This window comes from Streptomyces viridiviolaceus (assembly GCF_014650995.1).
Classification (GTDB): domain Bacteria; phylum Actinomycetota; class Actinomycetes; order Streptomycetales; family Streptomycetaceae; genus Streptomyces; species Streptomyces viridiviolaceus.
This window is the reverse complement of the sequence record NZ_BMWA01000017.1, coordinates 22,752-40,429: the sequence shown is the minus strand read 5'-3', so window position 1 is coordinate 40,429 and position 17,678 is coordinate 22,752. Positions and strand designations below refer to the sequence as shown.

Here is a 17,678-nt window from a genome sequence, read left to right as displayed (position 1 = left end):
ATTCGTCCGCGCGTGCGGTGATCGACCGGGAAGGGTGAATGCGCTCATAGGCTCGTAGCCTCATTACTCCCTCCTCGTTACAGGTGATGCGATCAGCAAGCTGGGATCGCGTTTGTCAACTAGGAGGAATAATGCTCAAGAAGGTCGTCGCCGCCGCGGCTGCCACTGGTGGTCTGGTTCTCGCGGGCGCGGGCATGGCCGTCGCCGACTCCGGTGCCCAGGGTGCCGCCGTGCACTCGCCGGGCGTCCTTTCCGGCAACGTCGTCCAGGCGCCCATCCACGTCCCGGTGAACGTCTGCGGCAACACGATCTCCGTGATCGGCCTGCTGAACCCCACCTTCGGCAACGTCTGCATCAACAAGTGACGTTGTGTTTCGCCCCATGAGGGGCTGAGTCCGTCGGCCCCGGCGCGCGTTCTGCGCTCCGGGGCCGACCGGTCTTCTGATGAACGCCGGAGACGCCGGAAACGACGTCGACGGTGGCAGGACGGAATTCGGGACAAGGGCAAGGCAGGGATTCATCACATGCGACAGGTCACACGCAAGGGCCTGATGACGATGGCGGCCGCCACCGGCGTGATCGCCGCCGTGGGCGGCTCCGCCCACGCCGACTCCGGCGCGCACGGATCGGCCACGGGTTCGCCCGGCGTGCTGTCCGGCAACACGGTGCAGGTACCGGTGCACGCGCCGGTCAACGTCTGCGGCAACACGGTCGACGTCGTCGGCATCCTCAACCCGGCGACGGGCAACACGTGCGCCAACCAGGGCGGCGGTTCCTCCGGGGGGCACGGCGACGGTTACGGCGACTCGGGCGAACAGGGTGGTCAGGGCGGTTCGCACGCCGGTGGCGGGTCCGCCGACTCACCCGGCGTCGGCTCCGGCAATCACGTCCAGGCGCCGGTCCACGTGCCGGTGAACGTGTGCGGCAACAGCGTCGACGTCGTCGGCGTGCTCAACCCGGCGAGGGGCAACGACTGCGCCAACGAGGACGGCGGGGACCACTCGACCCCGCCGGGCGGCGGCCAGGAGACGCCCGGGGTGCCGGGCGAGCCCGGCACCCCGGAGACCCCTGACGGCCCGGGCGGCGAGACGCCCGGCGGCTCCACGGGCCCCAACGAGCCCGGCACCCGGACCGTCACCCAGCCCCAGGCCCCCGCACAGCTCGCGGAGACCGGCAGCGAGCTGCCGCTCGGCCTCGCCCTGCCGGTCGGCGCGGGAGCGCTGCTGGCGGGCACGGTGCTCTACCGCAAGGCGCGCGCCTCGGCGTGACGCGCGGCACGGCACGACGGAGCGGGCCCCGCACCCGCGGGGCCCGCTCCGTCTTCCGGTTCTCCCGCGCCCGGTCCCGGCTCTCACCAGGTGACGCGCACCTGGCGGATGATCCGCCGGCGCAGCCGCACCCTGCGGCTGCCGTCGCGCAGCAGGCTCAGGCGGTACAACTCCCAGTGTCCGTACTCGGCATGGTCCGTCAGCAGACGTGTGGTCTCCTTGCGGGAGACCCCGCGAGGCAGGTACACGTCGACAAATTCGTATTCCGGCATCGCATCTATTGTGCGGGCTGGGGCCCGGTACGGATAGCGTCTGCACTATGTCTGATGCTGCGCAGCCCACCGCTGCCGAGGTACGCGCCGCCGCCGAGGCGGTCAAGACGGCGCTCGATCGCCACCTGGCCGCGGTCGAACGCCGGTCGGGGGAGGACGACCCGGCCGTCTACGAGGCGTTCAACCAGCTGGCCGCGGCCGCGGAGACGTACGACGAACTGCTCTACGACCGCTACGACGAGGTCACTCCCTTCGAGATCCCCGGCGCGGACGAGACGCTGCCGCCGTACACGGGCCCCGAGGAACCGAACGCGCTGAGCGTGCTGATCCGCCGCGACTACGCCGTGGTGGAGCCGCAGCGCCTGATGGCGCAGGCCCGGCGCGTCGAGGCGGCGGACGACGAGGTGAGCGCGGACGCGGACGTCTCGGGCACGGTGCACGGGGCGCTCCGCATCCTCTTCGGCGAGTTCGAACCGGACGAGATCGCCTCACGGCACAAGGAGTTCGGCCTGGAGGAGGGCGACTCCACACTCTGGGTGACGGCCGCGGACGAACCCGCCGAGCCCGGCGAGTGGCTGGAGGCACCCTTCGAGCAGGTCGAGCCACAGCGCGTGGTCTGCCGTTTCGACGTCAGCGCGGTGTTCGACGACGAACTCGAGGACGACGAGGACGACGAGGACGACGAGGAGGTGGAGGATCTGGAAGACGATCTCGACGCGGATCCGGACGAGGTCGAGGTCGTGGACGAGGATCTGGAGCCGCTGGACGTGGAACGTCGCTGAGCGGCGCGCGGCACGGCCGGCAGGCACGACGGCGGCGGTCACGGGGTCTGCCCGGTGACCGCCGCCGTCCTCGCCGGGGCGGGACGGGCTCAGCCGGCCGCCGGAACCTGCGGGGCGAGGAGCACCGGCAGCCGGGTCGTACGCGGCTTGGCCGGGATCTCGGCCACGGCCCGGGGCAGCGCCTGTTCCACGCCGTGCACCACGGACAGATGGCGGTCGGCCCGCCCGAACGCCGTGTACACCCAGGGCCGGCTGAGGGCCTGCGCGGCGTCGCCGGGGAGGACGACGACCACCGCGGGCCACCGGCCGCCCACCGCCTGGTGCGCGGTCAGCGCCCACCCGTGCCGCACGGACTGCTCCACCCGCTCCTTCGGCACGACGACGGCCTCACCTGCACACGACAGGTGCAGACCGTCGGCGTCGGCCTTCACCACACGGCCCGGCAGCGTACGGCCCGGTACCGGGGAGTAGGCGACGCGGTCGCCGGGGTCGAAGCCGCCGAACCGGCCGGGGCCCGGGTTCAGCCGCTCCTTCAGCGCCGCGTTCAGCGCCCGCGTGCCCGCCGCGCCGCCGTGGCCCGGCGTGATCACCTGGGTCTCCTCGGCGGGCACGCCGATCGCACGCGGCACCGAGTCCGCGACGAGCTGCACGGTCCGGTGCACGGCCTCGCCGGCGTCCCGCACCGGCACGATCACGACCTCCTTGCCGGGCGCCTCGACCTGGCCGAGCTCACCGACGCCGATGCCGGAGACCAGCTCGCCGAGGGGCCCGGGGTCCGGCCGCCGCGAGGCGACCTGGGGGCAGATCCGCGCCGCCAGCAGGTCGGCGAAGACCCGCCCGGGCCCCACGGACCACAGCACCGCCGGGTCCCCGGCCAGCACCAGCCGCGCCCCGTCCGGCAGGGACTCCGCCAGCAGGGCCGCGGTCTCGACGTCCAGCTGCGGTGCGTCGAGCACGACCAGCAGGTCGAGATCCAGCGCACCGTCGGCGTCCCGGCCGGGTCCTTCGGTTCCCGCCAGCAGCCCCGCCACCGTGGCGACGGGCGGACCGTCCGGGCCGTCCGGCGCCGGGGAGTCCGGGGAAGCGCCGGACGACGGCCCTCCCAGCAGCCGTGCGAAGCGGTTGCGGCCGAGGGGGCCGTGCGCGGCGGCCCAGGCGCGCAGACCGAGACCGTGCGCCGCCTGCAGCAGTGCGGCCGGTTCGGCCAGGGACGACTCCCCGCCGGTGTGCAGGACCAGTCCGTGACCCGCGACCGCGCGGATCAGCTCGGCGGCGGAACCCTGAGCCGAGGCGGCGGCCCGCTCCCAGTCCTCCGCGGCACCGTCCTGCTTCGGCACCGAGTTCACCAGCCGGGCCAGAGCGTCCGCCAGGCTCTCCTCCGCGAGCGCGTACCGCTCCAGTCCGACCAGGACCCGGACCGGACGCTGCTCGTCGTCCTCCTCCGCCTCCTCGCCGTGCTCCTCGCCCTCGCGTACCGCGCCCTCGCGCCGCCTCGGTGCGCCGGGCTCCTCCAGGGCGTCCTGGAAGGCGAGGGCCTCGCCCTCGGCCAGCGTGCTCTGCACGGCGGCATCGGGATCCGGCACACCCCGCTGGGTCAGCGCGGCCGTGAGCCGGGGCAGCTCCAGGGCCGTGTGCCCGCTCAGGGCCGCCTGTTCCAGGAGCCAGACGGTGACCGCACGTCCGCGCCGCTCGTCGTCCGGGCCGCACTCCGCGCCGAGGAGCGCCCGTGCGAATCCGTCGGCCTGTTCGGGCCGCACCCCGGTGACCCGCAGCAACTGCCAGGGATCCGCGCGCAGCGCCTCGTCGGCCCCCTCGCCGAGCAGCGCGGCGGCCTGTGGCGCGAGAGTCTCGGGGGCGCCGCCCTCGGCCAGCACGCGCCGCACCGCCTGCACGGTCTCCGGCGCCGGGCCGGCGGGCGCACCGGCCGGCTGGGCGGGCACCGGCTGCGGCCGTCGTACCGGCTCCGGGGCCGGGCGGCGCGGTGCGGGGCCGGACTCGCCGAAGACCGCGGCCACCGGCTTCTCGCCGCTCTCCACGGCCCGGACGGCGGCGAGCAGGTCGGCCGCCGTGCCGCTCAGCTTCGCCCCGCTGGCGATCGGTCCCTGCTTCTCGGCCTTCCGCCGCTCGATCCGCTCCCGCTCGACGCGCTGTGCGGCCAGCTCGGCCTCGGCCTCCGACACCTGTCCGCCCGTGTCCTCGCCGCCGGGCTCGTCGGTCTCCCCGGCAGGCGTGGCCGCGCCGGCGTCGTCCGCCTCGGCCTCCTGTGCCCGAGCCGTGGCGCCCGGCGTCCCCGGCTCGGCGTCCACGGCGTCCGCGGTGTCCTCACGGGGTTCGGGCTCCGTGCTCACAGCGTGCTCCAGTCGTGATCGGGATAGCGGTGCACGGGCGCCGACACGTCGTCGAGAGCCCGGCAGATCTCGTCAGGAAGACTAAGGGTCTCCACTGACAACGCCGCCGTGAGCTGCTGCGCGTTGCGCGCGCCGACGACCGGCGCGACCACGCCGGGCCGGTCGCGGACCCAGGCGAGGGCCACCTGGAGCGGGGTCACCGCCAGCCCGTCCGCCGCCGTCGCGACGGCGTCCACGATGTGCCCGGCCGTGTCGTCGAGGTACGGCGCCACGAACGGGGCCAGGTGCTCCGAGGCGCCCCGCGAGTCCGGCGGCGTCGCGTCCTTGCGGTACTTGCCCGTCAGCACCCCGCGGCCGAGCGGCGACGAGGGCAGCAGCCCGATGCCCAGGTCCAGGGCGGCGGGCAGCACCTCGCGCTCGACGCCGCGCTGGAGCAGCGAATACTCCATCTGCGTACTGGCCAGCCGGCTCCGGGCGCCCGGAGCCGCCAGCTGCCACGTCGCCGCCTTGGCCAGCTGCCAGCCGCAGAAGTTGGACACCCCGGCGTAACGCGCGCGGCCGCTGCTGACCGCCAGGTCCAGGGCGTGGAGCGTCTCCTCCAGCGGCGTGTACGGGTCGAAGGCGTGCAGGTGCCAGACGTCGACGTGGTCCGTGCCGAGGCGTGCCAGGGAGGCGTCCAGCGCGGAGAGCAGATGCCCGCGCGAGCCGTCGAAGCGGCGGTCCGGGTCCGGGATGCTGCCCGCCTTGGTCGAGATCACCAGGTCCCGGCGCGGCACCAGGCCCTCCATGAGCCTTCCGAGCAGATACTCGGCCTCACCGTCGCCGTACACGTCCGCGGTGTCGACGAGGCTGCCGCCCGCTTCCCAGAACGTCTTCAAGAGGTCCGCGGCGTCGTGCTCGTCGGTGTCCCGGCCCCAGGTCAGGGTGCCGAGACCGATGCGGGACACGCGCAGGCCGGTGCGGCCGAGATGCCTCTGCTCCATGAACGCCGACATTACTGGCCACGGCTTGCGCTGTGGGGGCCTGTGGACAACCGAATCCCGCACGCTAAGGTCTGGGCACAACGGACGTTACTGATCGGTAAGGGGAATCGGCCATGCAGCTCGGGATCAACCTCGGCTACTGGGGTGCCGGAATGGACGCGGACAACCTGGCCGTCGCCCAGGAGGCCGACCGGCTCGGCTACGCCGTCTGCTGGGCCGCCGAGGCCTACGGCTCCGACGCGGCCACCGTGCTCACCTGGGTCGCGGCGCAGACCGAGCGCATCGACGTCGGCTCGGCCATCTTCCAAATCCCGGCCCGTCAGCCCGCGATGACCGCGATGACCGCCGCCACCCTCGACTCCCTCTCCGGCGGCCGCTTCCGCCTCGGCCTCGGAGTCTCGGGCCCGCAGGTCTCCGAGGGCTGGTACGGAGTGAAGTTCGACAAGCCGCTCGCCCGCACCCGCGAGTACGTCGAGATCGTCCGGAAGGCGATGACGCGCGAGCGGCTGTCGTACGAGGGCGAGCACTGGACGCTGCCGCTGCCCGGCGGCCCGGGCAAGCCCATCAAGCTGACCGTGCACCCCCAGCGCGAGCACATCCCGCTCTACATCGCCGCGATCGGCCCGAAGAACCTGGAGCAGACCGGCGAGATCGCCGACGGCGCCCTGCTCATCTTCCCCTCCGCCGACCACCTGGAGGAGACCGCGATCCGGCACCTGCGCGCCGGGCGGGAGAAGGCCGGCAAGACCCTCGACGGCTTCGACGTCTGCCCGACCCTGCCGCTCGCCCTCGGCGACGACAAGGACGTCGCCGCGCTCGCCGACACCTTCCGGCCCTACACCGCGCTGTACGTCGGCGGCATGGGCAGCCGCAAGCAGAACTTCTACAACCAGCTCGCCCAGCGCATGGGGTACGAGCGGGAGGCCGCCGAGATCCAGGACAAGTACCTGTCGGGCGACAAGCAGGGCGCCGCGGCCGCCGTACCGCACGACCTGATCGACAAGACCACGCTGCTGGGCTCCGTCGACCGGATCGCGGACCGGATGAAGGCCTACGCCGCGGCCGGGGTCACCACCCTGACCCTCGCTCCCGCGGGCTTCACCCTGGACGAGCGGATCGCCGCGCTGCGCGCCGGCACCGAGGCGCTGGAGCGCTCCGGGCTCGCCTAGGTTTCTGCGGCCGTGGTGGGGGCTCGGGGGTCTTCCCCGCCACGGCCGTCACGGGGAACAACGCGGTCGCGCCCCCGCGGTTACGCCCTCTCACGGCCTTCGTCGTCCTTCTTTTGGCGGAGTTGTCCGGCAGAGGTGTTGCCGTGCCCGTCCGCCGGCACTTGACTCGTTCTTTGCGGAACCCTGCAGCGGCAGAGAGGTGCACCGATGCTTTCGGCCAAGAGTCTGTTCCAGGAGATCCTCGACCACGACGAGTCATTCCGTCTCTTCTGCTCCATCGCGGCCAGCGGCGAGTCGCAGGGCGGGTGGGAGAACGCGCGCATCGCGGCGCTGGTCCCCAGGAGCGAGCTGGCCCTCGCCCCCAAGATCACCCGGCACGGGGCGGACGAGGACAAGCACGGGCGGATCTTCAACGCCCTGATGAAGAAGCGCGGCCTGGAACCCGTCGAGGTGCCGCCCGAGACCGACTACACGATGCTCCTGGAGCGGCACGGCATCGGCCTCGCCCACGAGAAGCTCAAGGCGGAGCAGCCGCTGACGGTGCCGGACATCATCACCTACCTCGCGCACAGCAGGGTCACCGAACAGCGCGCGGCCGAGCAGATGCAGATGCTCCGGAAGTACTTCGCGGATCATCCCGACGTCGGCAGGGCCGTCCGCATGATCTCGAGCGACGAGGACAACCACCTCGCCTACGCCCACGAGGAGCTGCTTCGCTTCGCCCGCGCCGGGCACGGCCGGCTGATCCAGCGGACGCTGCGCGAGTGCGCGCTCGCCGAGATCCGCGTCTACCGGGACGTCAGCCTCGCCGTCATGGCCCACATGGGGCGCGTCCTCGGCTGGTCGCGGGCCAAGTCCGCGGCACTCGCGGCGGGCATCCACGCGGTGTACCTCTACGAGCGGCTGGGCGGCTGGCGCCGCATGGTCGGCCTCAGGATGCCCGAGCGGCGCGACGCGCTCGGCGGACCGGCGTCCGCGGCCCCCGAGTTCGCCTGAGGGGACCGCTACAGCCAGCCCCTGTGCTTGAACAGCCGGAACAGCAGTACCTCCAAGGCGGCCATCAGGGCGATCACCGAGGGATAGGACCACACCCAGCGCAGCTCCGGCATGTGGTCGAAGTTCATGCCGTAGACCCCCGCGATCATCGTGGGGACCGCGGCCATGGCCGCCCATGCGGAGATCTTCCGCATGTCGTCGTTCTGGCGGACGCTCATCTGCGCCAGATGCGCCGCCAGGATGTCCGAGACCAGCCGGTCCAGGTTCTCCACCGACTCGTTCACGCGCGTGAGGTGATCGCTGACGTCCCGGAAGAACGGCCGTGCCTTGTCGTTCACGAACGGGACTCCGGGGCCGAACGCCCCGTTCCCGGTCAGGCGGGCCAGCGGCGGCGCCAGTGGACCCGTCGCCCGGCGGAACTCCAGGATCTGCCGTTTGAAGTTGTAGATCCGCGACGCGGTGTGCCGCGAGCCGCCGCGGTCCGGTGAGAAGACCTCGGCCTCCAGCTCCTCCAGGTCGTTCTGCAGCTCGACCGCCACGTCCAGATAGTGGTCGACGATGGCGTCGGCTATCGCGTACAGCACCGAGGTGGGGCCCTTGCCGAGCAGCTCGGGTTCCTGCTCCAGACGCCGGCGCACGGTCTTCAGCGGGGATCCGTCGCCGTGCCGGACGACCACCACGAACGCGTCCCCGAGGAAGATCATGACCTCGCCGGTGGAGACGGCGTCGCTCTCCGGCTCGTACGCCACCGGCTTGAGGACGGCGAAGAGCGAGTCCTCGTACACCTCCAGCTTGGGCCGCTGGTGCGCCTTCAGGGCGTCCTCCACGGCCAGCGGGTGCAGTCCGAACTCCTGGCTGACCAGGTCGAACTCGTGCTCCGTCGGCTCATGCAGACCGATCCAGACGAAGCCGCCCGCGGCCCGTGCATCGCCCAGCGCGTCGGAGAAGTCCTCGGGACCGTCCGTGCGGTGCCCGTCCCGGTAGATGGCACAGTCGACGATCACCGAACGCATTCTCCTCTCACCCCGGCGCCGTGGCGCCGTGTCTACGCCTACTCTGGGCCGCATGCCCACGCTGATCCTGGTTAGGCACGGACGTTCCACCGCCAACACCGAGGGGGTACTGGCCGGCTGGACGCCCGGTGTCGCCCTCGACGAGCGCGGCGCCGCGCAGGCCGCCGCCCTGCCCGGGCGGCTCGCCGCGCTGCCGCTCTCCGAGATCGTCACCAGCCCGCTGCAGCGCTGCCGGGAGACGATCCGGCCGCTGCTCGACGCCCGCCCCGGGCTGCGGGCCCACACCGACGAGCGGATCGGCGAGTGCCACTACGGCGACTGGTCGGGCCGCAAGCTCGCCGAACTCAAGGACGAACCCCTGATGGAGGTGGTGCAGTCGCACCCCTCGGCGGCGGCGTTCCCGGGCGGCGAGTCGATGCGGGCGATGCAGACCCGCGCCGCCGAGGCGGTGCGCGAGTGGAACGCGCGCGTGGAGCGCGACCACGGCGCCGACGCCGTCTACCTCATGTGCTCCCACGGTGACATCATCAAGTCCCTCGTCGCGGACGCGCTCGGCCTGCATCTCGACCTCTTCCAGCGGGTATCGGTCGAACCGTGCTCCGTCACGGCGATCCGTTACACCCGTCTGCGGCCGTATCTCGTCCGCCTCGGCGACACCGGTGACTTCGCCTCCCTGGCACCGCGCGAGGAGCCGCCGGGCGACGACGCCCCGGTCGGTGGCGGTGCGGGCGCACCGTGATCGTCGGCCGCAGTAGGGTGAAGCGGTCGCAGCAGTGCCTTCCCCCGACTTCCCATGGAGACAGGACGTGTCCCGTCAGGTGTTCCTCTACGACCAACCGGAACGTTTCGTGGCCGGCACGGTCGGACTGCCCGGGCGCCGTACGTTCTTCCTCCAGGCCTCCGCCGGCTCCCGCGTGACCAGCGTGGCCCTGGAGAAGACCCAGGTCGCCGCGCTCGCCGAACGCATGGACGAGCTCCTCGACGAGGTCGTACGGCGCAGCGGCGGCAGCACCCCCGTTCCCGCCGTGGCCCCCACCGAGAACGCCGACACGGCTCCGCTGGACACCCCGGTGGAGGAGGAGTTCCGGGTCGGCACCATGGCGCTGGCCTGGGACGGCGAGGACCAGCGCATGATCGTCGAGGCGCAGGCCCTCGTGGAGATCGACGCCGAATCCGAGGAGGACCTGGCGGAGGCGGAGGAGCGGTTGCTCCAGGACGAGGAGAACGGCCCGCCCATGCTCCGGGTCCGCCTCACCGGCGCGCAGGCCAGGGCCTTCGCCAAGCGCGCCCTCGACGTCGTCAACGCCGGGCGGCCGCCGTGCCCGCTGTGCAGCCTCCCGCTCGACCCGGAAGGACACGTATGTCCGCGCCAGAACGGATACCGCCGCGGAGCGTGACCACGGACGCGGCGGCCGCCGAGTTGCTCGCGCTGGGCGAGCTGACGGTGCGCGGACGCATCCGTGACGCGTCCAACGCGGCGCTGTACTGCACGGTGACGTACCAAGGACGCGAGGCGGCCTGCATCTACAAGCCGGTGGCCGGGGAGCGGCCGCTGTGGGACTTCCCCGACGGCACGCTCGCCCAGCGCGAGGTCGCCGCCTACGAGGTCTCCGAGGCGACCGGCTGGGGGCTCGTGCCGCCCACGGTGCTGCGGGACGGGCCGTACGGCGAGGGCATGTGCCAGCTGTGGATAGAGGCGGTGCCGGACGGGGAGCTGCTCGCCCTGGTGGAGGACGAGGAGGCCGGCCCCGGCTGGAAGCCGATCGCGTTCGCCGAGGTCGACGAGGGGCGTACCGCGCTGCTCGTGCACGCCGACGACGAGCGGCTGCGGCGGCTCGCCGTGCTGGACGCCGTGATCAACAACGCCGACCGCAAGGGCGGGCACCTGCTGCCCGCCGAGGGGGAACGGCTGTACGGGATCGACCACGGGGTGACCTTCCACGCCGAGAACAAGCTCCGCACGCTGCTGTGGGGCTGGGCCGGGGACCCGCTGACCGGTGAGGCCCTGGCGGTGCTCGACGCCCTGGCGGAGGCGCTGAAGGACGGCGGCACCCTGGCGACCCGGCTCGCCGAGCTGATCACCCCGGCGGAACTCGAAGCCACGCGCGCGCGTGTCGGCGCGCTGCTGGCCTCGGGCAGGCACCCGGAGCCGAACGGGCAGTGGCCGGCGATCCCCTGGCCACCGGTGTAGCCCGGCCGGCGGTACACCGAGCGACGACCTCAGGGCCCCGCCCGCGGGCGGTCGGCCCGTGGCGCCCCGAGCCGACCGGCCGCCGTGACCGCCGCCCGCCGACGGAGGCGTTCACGGCCGGCCCCGATACAGGCCGCGAAGCCACCCGACACCGCGGGGCGGGTCGCCGGTGTTGTCGGCCCGGCGTTCTGCCCGGTTCCGGGCTCGGGTGTCGGGTGCGGTGCCGGCTGGTTCTTGTTGCCGGGTGGCCGGGGGAGGGCGTCCGCCGTCGAGGCGCGGGGCGCCTGCGTTGTCGGCCCGGCGTTCCGGCCCGCCCCGGGACTCCGGGTGTCGTGGCCGCCCTGCCGCTGCCGGGTGCGGAGGGACGCGCTACTGCGAGGGTCGCCGAGCCGACGCCCCGCCGCGCCGCGGGCACCGTCCCGGACCATCGTCCCGCCGTCCCGCCGGCCCGCCTCGCTGTCGTGGTGGCCGGGCGCCCCGCCCGCCCCGCCCAGCCCGCCGCCCCGCCTCGCTGTCGTGGTGGCCGTGCGTCCCGCCGTCCGGGCGCCCCGCCTGCCCCGCCCGGTCCGCCGCGCGGACGTCGCTGCCGGCGTTCACCCGCCGCCTTCCTGGGGAGGCCGATCCGCGCCCACTCGCAGCACAGCGGGCCGTCCCGGCGCAAGAGGGCCTCGTCGGCCAACCGGCTCGGTCCGGTTCGTGTGCGCAACAGCCGTCCGGTTAGGCTCATGACATGCATGCCTGGCCCGCTTCCGAGGTCCCCGCCCTGCCTGGTCAGGGCCGCGACCTGAGGATCCACGACACCGCGACCGGCGGTCTGGTCACCCTCGACCCCGGTCCTGTCGCCCGTATCTACGTCTGCGGCATCACGCCGTACGACGCGACCCACATGGGTCACGCGGCGACCTACAACGCGTTCGACCTCGTTCAGCGCGTGTGGCTCGACACCAAGCGGCAGGTTCACTACGTCCAGAACGTCACCGACGTCGACGACCCGCTGCTGGAGCGGGCCGAGCGGGACGGCGTCGACTGGACCGCCCTCGCCGAGAAGGAGACCGCGCTCTTCCGCGAGGACATGACGGCGCTGCGGATGCTCCCGCCGCAGCACTACATAGGCGCCGTGGAGGCCATACCCGGGATCGTCCCGCTCGTGGAGCGGCTGCGCGACGCCGGCGCCGCCTACGAGCTCGAAGGGGACATCTACTTCTCCGTCGAGTCCGACCCCCACTTCGGCCAGGTCTCCCACCTCGACGCCGCCGCGATGCGGCTGCTGTCCGCGGAGCGGGGCGGCGACCCCGACCGGCCCGGCAAGAAGAACCCGCTCGACCCGATGCTGTGGATGGCGGCCCGCGAGGGCGAGCCCAGCTGGGACGGCGCCACGCTCGGCCGGGGACGGCCCGGCTGGCACATCGAGTGCGTGGCCATCGCGCTGGACCACCTCGGCATGGGCTTCGACGTCCAGGGCGGCGGCTCCGACCTCGTCTTCCCGCACCACGAGATGGGCGCCTCGCACGCCCAGGTGCTCACCGGCGAGTTCCCCATGGCCAAGGCGTACGTCCACGCCGGCATGGTCGCCCTCGACGGCGAGAAGATGTCCAAGTCCAAGGGCAACCTGGTCTTCGTGTCGCGGCTGCGCCGTGACGGCGTCGACCCCGCGGCCATCCGGCTCACACTCCTCGCGCACCACTACCGCTCCGACTGGGAGTGGACCGACCAGGTGCTGCGGGACGCCGTCGCGCGGCTCGGCCGCTGGCGTGCCGCCGTGTCCCGGCCCGACGGCCCGTCCGCCGAGGTGCTCGTCGAGGAGATCCGCGAGGCCCTCGCGAACGACCTGGACTCCCCGGCCGCGCTCGCCGCGGTCGACCGCTGGGTGGAGCGCCAGCGAGCCGACGGCGGTACGGACACGGGCGCGCCCGGTGTCGTCTCCCGCGCCGTGGACGCGCTGCTGGGCGTGGCCCTGTAGGCCCGGAAAGAGGTAAGGGGGCTTCCGCTGCCAACGCCTGCGGAGGCTCCTGCTCCTGTGGTGGGGTGTTCACCGTCTGTTGACCGATCGGCCGGCCCCGAGGGCCGGCCCTTTGCGGAAGGACGCACCGTGGCACCCACCGACCGTTCCTTCGCACGACTCGCACGACGAGGTTTCCTCACCGGCACCGCCGCCCTGACCGGAGCGGCGCTGCTCGGCGGCACCGCCCGCGCGACAGGGCAGGACCCCGCCCACGCCGCGTGGCCCAGGCGGTTCTCCCTCCCCGACGGCTTCCGGCCCGAGGGCATCACCATCGGCAAGGCCCCGTTCGCGTACTTCGGCTCCCTCGCGAACGGCGACATCTACCGGGCCGCCCTGGCCACCGGACGCGGTGCGGTCGTCGCCGAGGGCCTCGGCGCCGGCCACCCCGCCGTGGGCCTGCGGATCGACCGGGGCGGCAGACTCTTCGTCAGCGGCGGGGACAGCGGTGAGATCCGCACCGTCGACGCCCGAACGGGCGGGACCGAGAAGGTGTACGACGTCGAGGGCACGTTCGTGAACGACGTGATCCTCACCCCGGGCGCGGCCTGGTTCACCGACTCCTTCAGGCCGGTGCTCTACAAGCTGGTCCTCGACCGGCACGGCCGGCCCGGGGCCGTGGAGACCGTACCCCTGAGCGGTGACTGGGAGCAGGGCCCGGACTTCACCGCCAACGGCATCGAGCGCACCCCCGACGGCAGCGCGCTGCTCGTCGTCAACGCCTTCGCGAACGGCGGCGGCCTCATGCGGGTCGACCCGCGCACCGGGACCGCCCGCGCCGTCGACCTCGGTCCGGCCCGGCTCCCCAACGGGGACGGCCTGCTGCTGCTCGGCCGTACCCTCTACGCCGTCCAGCAATGGCAGAACGCGATCGACGTGTTCCGGCTGGACGCGGCCGGTACCAAGGGCACCGTGATCGCCCGCATCACCGACCCGCGCTTCCGCATCCCGACGACGGTCGCGGCGTGGGGCGACCGCCTGTATCTGCCCAACGCCCGCTTCGACGTCGATCCGCCGCAGCCCGACACCGAGTTCGACGCGGTGGCGGTGGACCGGCTCTGAGCCCGGAAGGGGTGGGGCACACACGCCCCACCCCTTTCACTCCTCCGACGATTCCTCGTCGTCCCCGCCGGTCTTCGGCGGCTTCGGCGGGCGGGGACGGCCGCCGGGACTGTCCCGGAAATACGGAGTTCCCGACGGGCCGTCGCCGCCGTCCGCCGTGGCGTGGCCGCCCGGGCCGGCCCCGTCCCGGCGCCGCAGATAGCGCTCGAACTCGCGGGCGATCGCCTCGCCCGACGCCTCCGGCAGCTCCGCGGTGTCCCGGGCCTCCTCCAGCGTCTGGACGTACTCGGCGACCTCGCTGTCCTCCGCGGCCAGCTGGTCCACGCCCACCTGCCAGGCGCGCGCGTCCTCGGGCAGTTCGCCCAGCGGGATGCGCACGTCGATCAGGTCCTCCAGCCGGTTCAGGAGCGCCAGCGTGGCCTTCGGGTTCGGCGGCTGCGACACGTAGTGCGGCACCGCGGCCCACAGCGACACGGCCGGCACGCCGGCGTGCGTGCAGGCTTCCTGGAGGATGCCGACGATGCCCGTGGGCCCCTCGTACTTGGTCTCCTCCAGGTCCATGCGGCGGGCCAGGTCGGCGTCCGACGTGGTCCCGCTGATCGGAACCGGGCGGGTGTGCGGGGTGTCACCGAGCAGGGCGCCCAGGATGACGACCAGCTCGACGCCCAGCTCGTGGGCGAAGCCGAGCAGTTCGTTGCAGAACGAGCGCCACCGCATGGACGGCTCGATGCCCCGGACGAGTACGAGGTCTCGCGGCTTGTCACCACCGACCCGGACCACCGACAGCCGTGTCGTCGGCCACGTGATCTTGCGGACGCCGGCCTCCATGAACACCGTGGGCCGGTTCACCTGGAAGTCGTAGTAGTCCTCGGCGTCCAGCGCCGCGAACACCTCGCCCTTCCACTCCCTGTCCAGATGCGCGACCGCGGTGGAAGCGGCGTCGCCGGCATCGTTCCAGCCCTCGAACGCGGCCACCATGACCGGGTCGATCAGCTCGGGAACCCCCTCGAGCTCGATCACCCAGCGCCTCCTTCCGACGTGCCCTCGCGTACGCACCAACCTTACGGCGTGCGGCGGGGGAGCCCGCAGCCCCCTTGCACGGGGGAGTGAACGGATCACTGCCCCGTTCGCCGCGGCCGGACACCCGCGGGGGCCGCGGGAGGCGGAGGCTTCAGAGGGCGGAGCGCAGCCACTGCTCCACGGACGCGATGTGCACCGTCGCCCAGGAGCGGGCCGCCTCCGCGTCCCGGTCGCGCAGCGCGCCGAGGATCGCGCGGTGCTCGTGCAGGGTGCGGCTGACCGCGTCCTGCTGAGTCAGCCCGCGCCACACACGGGCCCTGGTGGTGGGCCCGGACAGGCCGTCGAGCAGGGAGCAGAGCACCGAGTTGCCGGAGCTCTGCACGATCCCCCGGTGGAACTCCAGGTCCGAGGCGACCAGCTCCTCCACCGACGGCTCGTCGCCGAGCGCGTCCAACCGGGCGCTCAGCGCGTCCAGTTGCCGCTCGGTGATGACCGAGGCCGCCATCGCGGTCGCGGCCGGCTCCAGGATGCGGCGTACGGCCAGGAACTCCAGCACCGTGTCGTCCCGGTGGAAGTCGACGACGAAGCTGAGCGCCTCCAGCAGGAGTTGCGGGTCCAGACTGGTGACGTACGTGCCGTCGCCCTGTCGCACGTCCAGGATCCGCATCAGTGAAAGGGCGCGCACGGCCTCCCGCAGGGAGTTGCGTGACAGTCCCAGGTCGGCGGCGAGTTCGCTCTCCTTGGGCAGCCGGTCGCCGGGCCGCAGCGCGCCGGAGACGATCATGCCCTTGATCTTCTCGATCGCCTCGTCGGTGACTGCCACGGCCGGCCTCCCTGTGTAGCACTGATGTCGCCCAGACATCCGATGTCTCAGGCCATTATGGGGTGCCGGACGGTACCCGGACGTGGCAGGTGGCGGCCCCGTCGGCGCGGGGCCGCCACCTGCCGGTACCCGGGCCTACTTCTTGTCGAGCAGGTCCTGGACCTTGGCGCGGACCTCGTCCGTGGCCAGGCCGCGGATCGTCAGCGTGGTCCGGCGGCGCAGCACGTCGTCCGGCGTCTCGGCCCACTCGTGGTCGCGGGCCCACACGACCTGCGCCCAGATCTCCGGAGCGTCGGGGTGGACGCGCTCGGCGAGCTCCGGGCTCTCGTTGGCGAGGCGGGCGATGTCGAAGGCCAGCGAACCGTAGTGCGTGGCCAGGTGCCGGGCGGTGTCGGCGGCCATGCGCGGGCCGGGCGCCGGGCGGTCCACCAGGAGCCGGTGGGCGACCGCGCGCGGGTTGGCGACGCCGGGCAGCGGCAGCTTCTTCGGCAGCGAGCTGATCGGCTCGAAGTCGTCGCCCAGCGGGTGGCCCGGCAGCGCCTCCAGCTTCTTCATGACCGTACGGCCTATGTGGCGGAAGGTGGTCCACTTGCCGCCCGCGACGGACAGCATGCCGCCACGGCCCTCGGTGACGACCGTCTCGCGCTTGGCCTTCGCCGTGTCCCCGGGGCCGCCCGGCAGTACGCGCAGACCCGCGAAGGAGTACGTGATCAGATCCCGGTCGAGCTGCTGGTCGCGGATGGAGAAGGCGGCCTCGTCGAGGATCTGGGTTATGTCCTTGTCGTTGACCGCGACGTCCGCCGGGTCGCCCTCGTACTCCTCGTCGGTCGTGCCGAGCAGCAGCATGTCCTCCCAGGGGAGGGCGAAGGTGATGCGGTACTTGTCGATGGGGGTGGCCAGCGCGGCCTTCCAGGGGGCGGTGCGCTTGAGGACCAGGTGCGCGCCCTTGGACAGGCGGATGGACGGGGCCGCGCCCGGGTCCTCCATCCGGCGCAGGTGGTCGACCCACGGACCGGTGGCGTTGAGCACCAGGCGGGCGTTCACGCCGAACTCGTCGCCGGTCAGCCGGTCCTTCAGCTCGGCGCCCGTCACCCGGCCCTTGGTGAAGCGCAGACCGGTGACCTCGGCGTGATTGAGGACGACCGCGCCGGACTCGACGGCGGCACGCACGGTCATCAGGGCCATGCGGGCGTCGTTCATCTGGTCGTCGCCGTACACGGCCACGGCCTTCAGGTTGTCGGTGCGCAGCTCCGGCACGTCCTGCGCGGCCTTCGCCGGGGAGAGCAGGTGGCCGACGCCGTCGCCGAAGGCCGACAGCGCCGAGTACGCGAAGACACCGGCTCCCAGCTTCGCCGCGCCGTGCGGCCCGCCCTTGTACACGGGGAGGTAGAACGTGAGCGGGTTCGCCAGGTGGGGGGCCACCTGGCGGGAGACCGCACGGCGCTCGAAGTGGTTCTCCGCGACCAGCTTCACCGCGCCGGTCTGCAGGTAGCGCAGTCCGCCGTGGAGCAGCTTGGAGGAGGCGGAGGAGGTGGCGCCGGCGAAGTCGCCGGCGTCGACCACGGCCACCCTGAGGCCGGACTGCGCGGCGTGCCAGGCGGTGGAGATGCCCAGGATGCCGCCGCCGATCACGAGAAGGTCGTACGACGCCTTGGAGAGCTGCTCCCGGGTCTCGGCCCGGCTCGGGTTCGAGCCGGAGGCCGGGTGCGTCCCCAGGGCAGGCACGGACTGCAGGGTGGACTGAGTGGTCAT

At 73.0% G+C, this 17,678-nt stretch carries 17 protein-coding genes; 10 read left to right on the top strand and 7 right to left on the bottom strand.

Annotated elements, in window-relative coordinates; genetic code table 11:
• The first annotated feature begins 131 nt into the window (after positions 1 to 131).
• Both chpH and IE260_RS42830 read left to right on the top strand, forming a co-directional pair.
• The gene (gene chpH, locus IE260_RS24650) at positions 132 to 365 is read left to right on the top strand and encodes a chaplin ChpH (protein ID WP_189875468.1); all 234 of its coding nucleotides are present in this window, start codon (positions 132 to 134) and stop codon (positions 363 to 365) included.
• Between the two features lie 159 nt (positions 366 to 524).
• The gene (locus IE260_RS42830) at positions 525 to 1,268 is read left to right on the top strand and encodes a chaplin (RefSeq protein ID WP_189875466.1); all 744 of its coding nucleotides are present in this window, start codon (positions 525 to 527) and stop codon (positions 1,266 to 1,268) included.
• A gap of 83 nt (positions 1,269 to 1,351) precedes the next feature.
• On the opposite strand, the gene IE260_RS24640 is transcribed toward IE260_RS42830, so the two are convergent.
• Entirely contained in the window at positions 1,352 to 1,540 is a 189-nt protein-coding gene (locus IE260_RS24640) for a DUF5703 family protein (RefSeq protein ID WP_189875464.1), read from the bottom strand.
• Between the two features lie 47 nt (positions 1,541 to 1,587).
• Between IE260_RS24640 and IE260_RS24635 the strand changes: the two genes are divergently transcribed.
• Complete coding sequence (locus tag IE260_RS24635) at positions 1,588 to 2,322, top strand: hypothetical protein (RefSeq protein ID WP_189875462.1); 735 nt, start codon at positions 1,588 to 1,590, stop codon at positions 2,320 to 2,322.
• An 89-nt stretch (positions 2,323 to 2,411) separates the two neighbouring features.
• On the opposite strand, the gene IE260_RS24630 is transcribed toward IE260_RS24635, so the two are convergent.
• Together IE260_RS24630 and IE260_RS24625 are read right to left on the bottom strand one after the other, a co-directional pair.
• Positions 2,412 to 4,670: a helix-hairpin-helix domain-containing protein gene (locus IE260_RS24630; protein ID WP_189875460.1), complete on the bottom strand. Its 2,259-nt coding sequence runs from the start codon at positions 4,668 to 4,670 to the stop codon at positions 2,412 to 2,414.
• On the bottom strand, positions 4,667 to 5,653 hold the full coding sequence (locus tag IE260_RS24625; RefSeq protein WP_189875458.1) for an aldo/keto reductase: 987 nt from the start codon (positions 5,651 to 5,653) through the stop codon (positions 4,667 to 4,669). The genes IE260_RS24630 and IE260_RS24625 overlap by 4 nt, the downstream gene beginning before the upstream one ends.
• Positions 5,654 to 5,766: 113 nt before the next feature.
• Between IE260_RS24625 and IE260_RS24620 the strand changes: the two genes are divergently transcribed.
• The gene (locus IE260_RS24620; protein WP_189875456.1) at positions 5,767 to 6,822 is read left to right on the top strand and encodes an LLM class F420-dependent oxidoreductase; all 1,056 of its coding nucleotides are present in this window, start codon (positions 5,767 to 5,769) and stop codon (positions 6,820 to 6,822) included.
• 207 nt (positions 6,823 to 7,029) lie between these two features.
• Entirely contained in the window at positions 7,030 to 7,818 is a 789-nt protein-coding gene (locus IE260_RS24615; RefSeq protein ID WP_189875454.1) for a ferritin-like domain-containing protein, read from the top strand.
• A gap of 8 nt (positions 7,819 to 7,826) precedes the next feature.
• Here IE260_RS24615 and corA read toward each other — a convergent pair whose 3' ends face one another.
• Complete coding sequence (gene corA, locus IE260_RS24610) at positions 7,827 to 8,822, bottom strand: magnesium/cobalt transporter CorA (RefSeq protein WP_189875452.1); 996 nt, start codon at positions 8,820 to 8,822, stop codon at positions 7,827 to 7,829.
• Positions 8,823 to 8,883: 61 nt separating this feature from the next.
• On the opposite strand from corA, the gene IE260_RS24605 reads away from it, so the two are divergent.
• The 5 genes from IE260_RS24605 to IE260_RS24585 all read left to right on the top strand — a co-directional run bounded on the left by IE260_RS24605 (position 8,884) and on the right by IE260_RS24585 (position 14,083).
• Positions 8,884 to 9,570 carry a histidine phosphatase family protein gene (locus IE260_RS24605; RefSeq protein WP_189875450.1) on the top strand — a complete coding sequence of 229 codons (687 nt, stop codon included), beginning with the start codon at positions 8,884 to 8,886 and terminating at the stop codon, positions 9,568 to 9,570.
• Positions 9,571 to 9,637: 67 nt separating this feature from the next.
• Positions 9,638 to 10,228, top strand: a complete 591-nt coding sequence (locus tag IE260_RS24600; protein WP_189875448.1) for a DUF3090 domain-containing protein — start codon at positions 9,638 to 9,640, stop codon at positions 10,226 to 10,228.
• A complete protein-coding gene (locus IE260_RS24595; protein ID WP_189875446.1) occupies positions 10,192 to 11,022 on the top strand; it encodes an SCO1664 family protein in 831 nt (276 codons plus the stop codon). Before IE260_RS24600 ends, IE260_RS24595 begins: the two co-directional genes overlap by 37 nt.
• 730 nt (positions 11,023 to 11,752) lie before the next feature.
• Positions 11,753 to 12,982 carry a cysteine--1-D-myo-inosityl 2-amino-2-deoxy-alpha-D-glucopyranoside ligase gene (mshC, locus tag IE260_RS24590; RefSeq protein ID WP_189875444.1) on the top strand — a complete coding sequence of 410 codons (1,230 nt, stop codon included), beginning with the start codon at positions 11,753 to 11,755 and terminating at the stop codon, positions 12,980 to 12,982.
• Positions 12,983 to 13,111: 129 nt separating this feature from the next.
• Positions 13,112 to 14,083, top strand: a complete 972-nt coding sequence (locus IE260_RS24585) for an SMP-30/gluconolactonase/LRE family protein (RefSeq protein ID WP_189875442.1) — start codon at positions 13,112 to 13,114, stop codon at positions 14,081 to 14,083.
• 36 nt (positions 14,084 to 14,119) lie between these two features.
• On the opposite strand, the gene IE260_RS24580 is transcribed toward IE260_RS24585, so the two are convergent.
• From IE260_RS24580 to IE260_RS24570, 3 genes are all read right to left on the bottom strand, one after another.
• Positions 14,120 to 15,103 carry a PAC2 family protein gene (locus IE260_RS24580; protein ID WP_189875441.1) on the bottom strand — a complete coding sequence of 328 codons (984 nt, stop codon included), beginning with the start codon at positions 15,101 to 15,103 and terminating at the stop codon, positions 14,120 to 14,122.
• A 151-nt stretch (positions 15,104 to 15,254) separates the two neighbouring features.
• Complete coding sequence (locus IE260_RS24575; RefSeq protein ID WP_189875439.1) at positions 15,255 to 15,926, bottom strand: FadR/GntR family transcriptional regulator; 672 nt, start codon at positions 15,924 to 15,926, stop codon at positions 15,255 to 15,257.
• A 135-nt stretch (positions 15,927 to 16,061) separates the two neighbouring features.
• The gene (locus IE260_RS24570; RefSeq protein WP_189875437.1) at positions 16,062 to 17,678 is read right to left on the bottom strand and encodes a glycerol-3-phosphate dehydrogenase/oxidase; all 1,617 of its coding nucleotides are present in this window, start codon (positions 17,676 to 17,678) and stop codon (positions 16,062 to 16,064) included.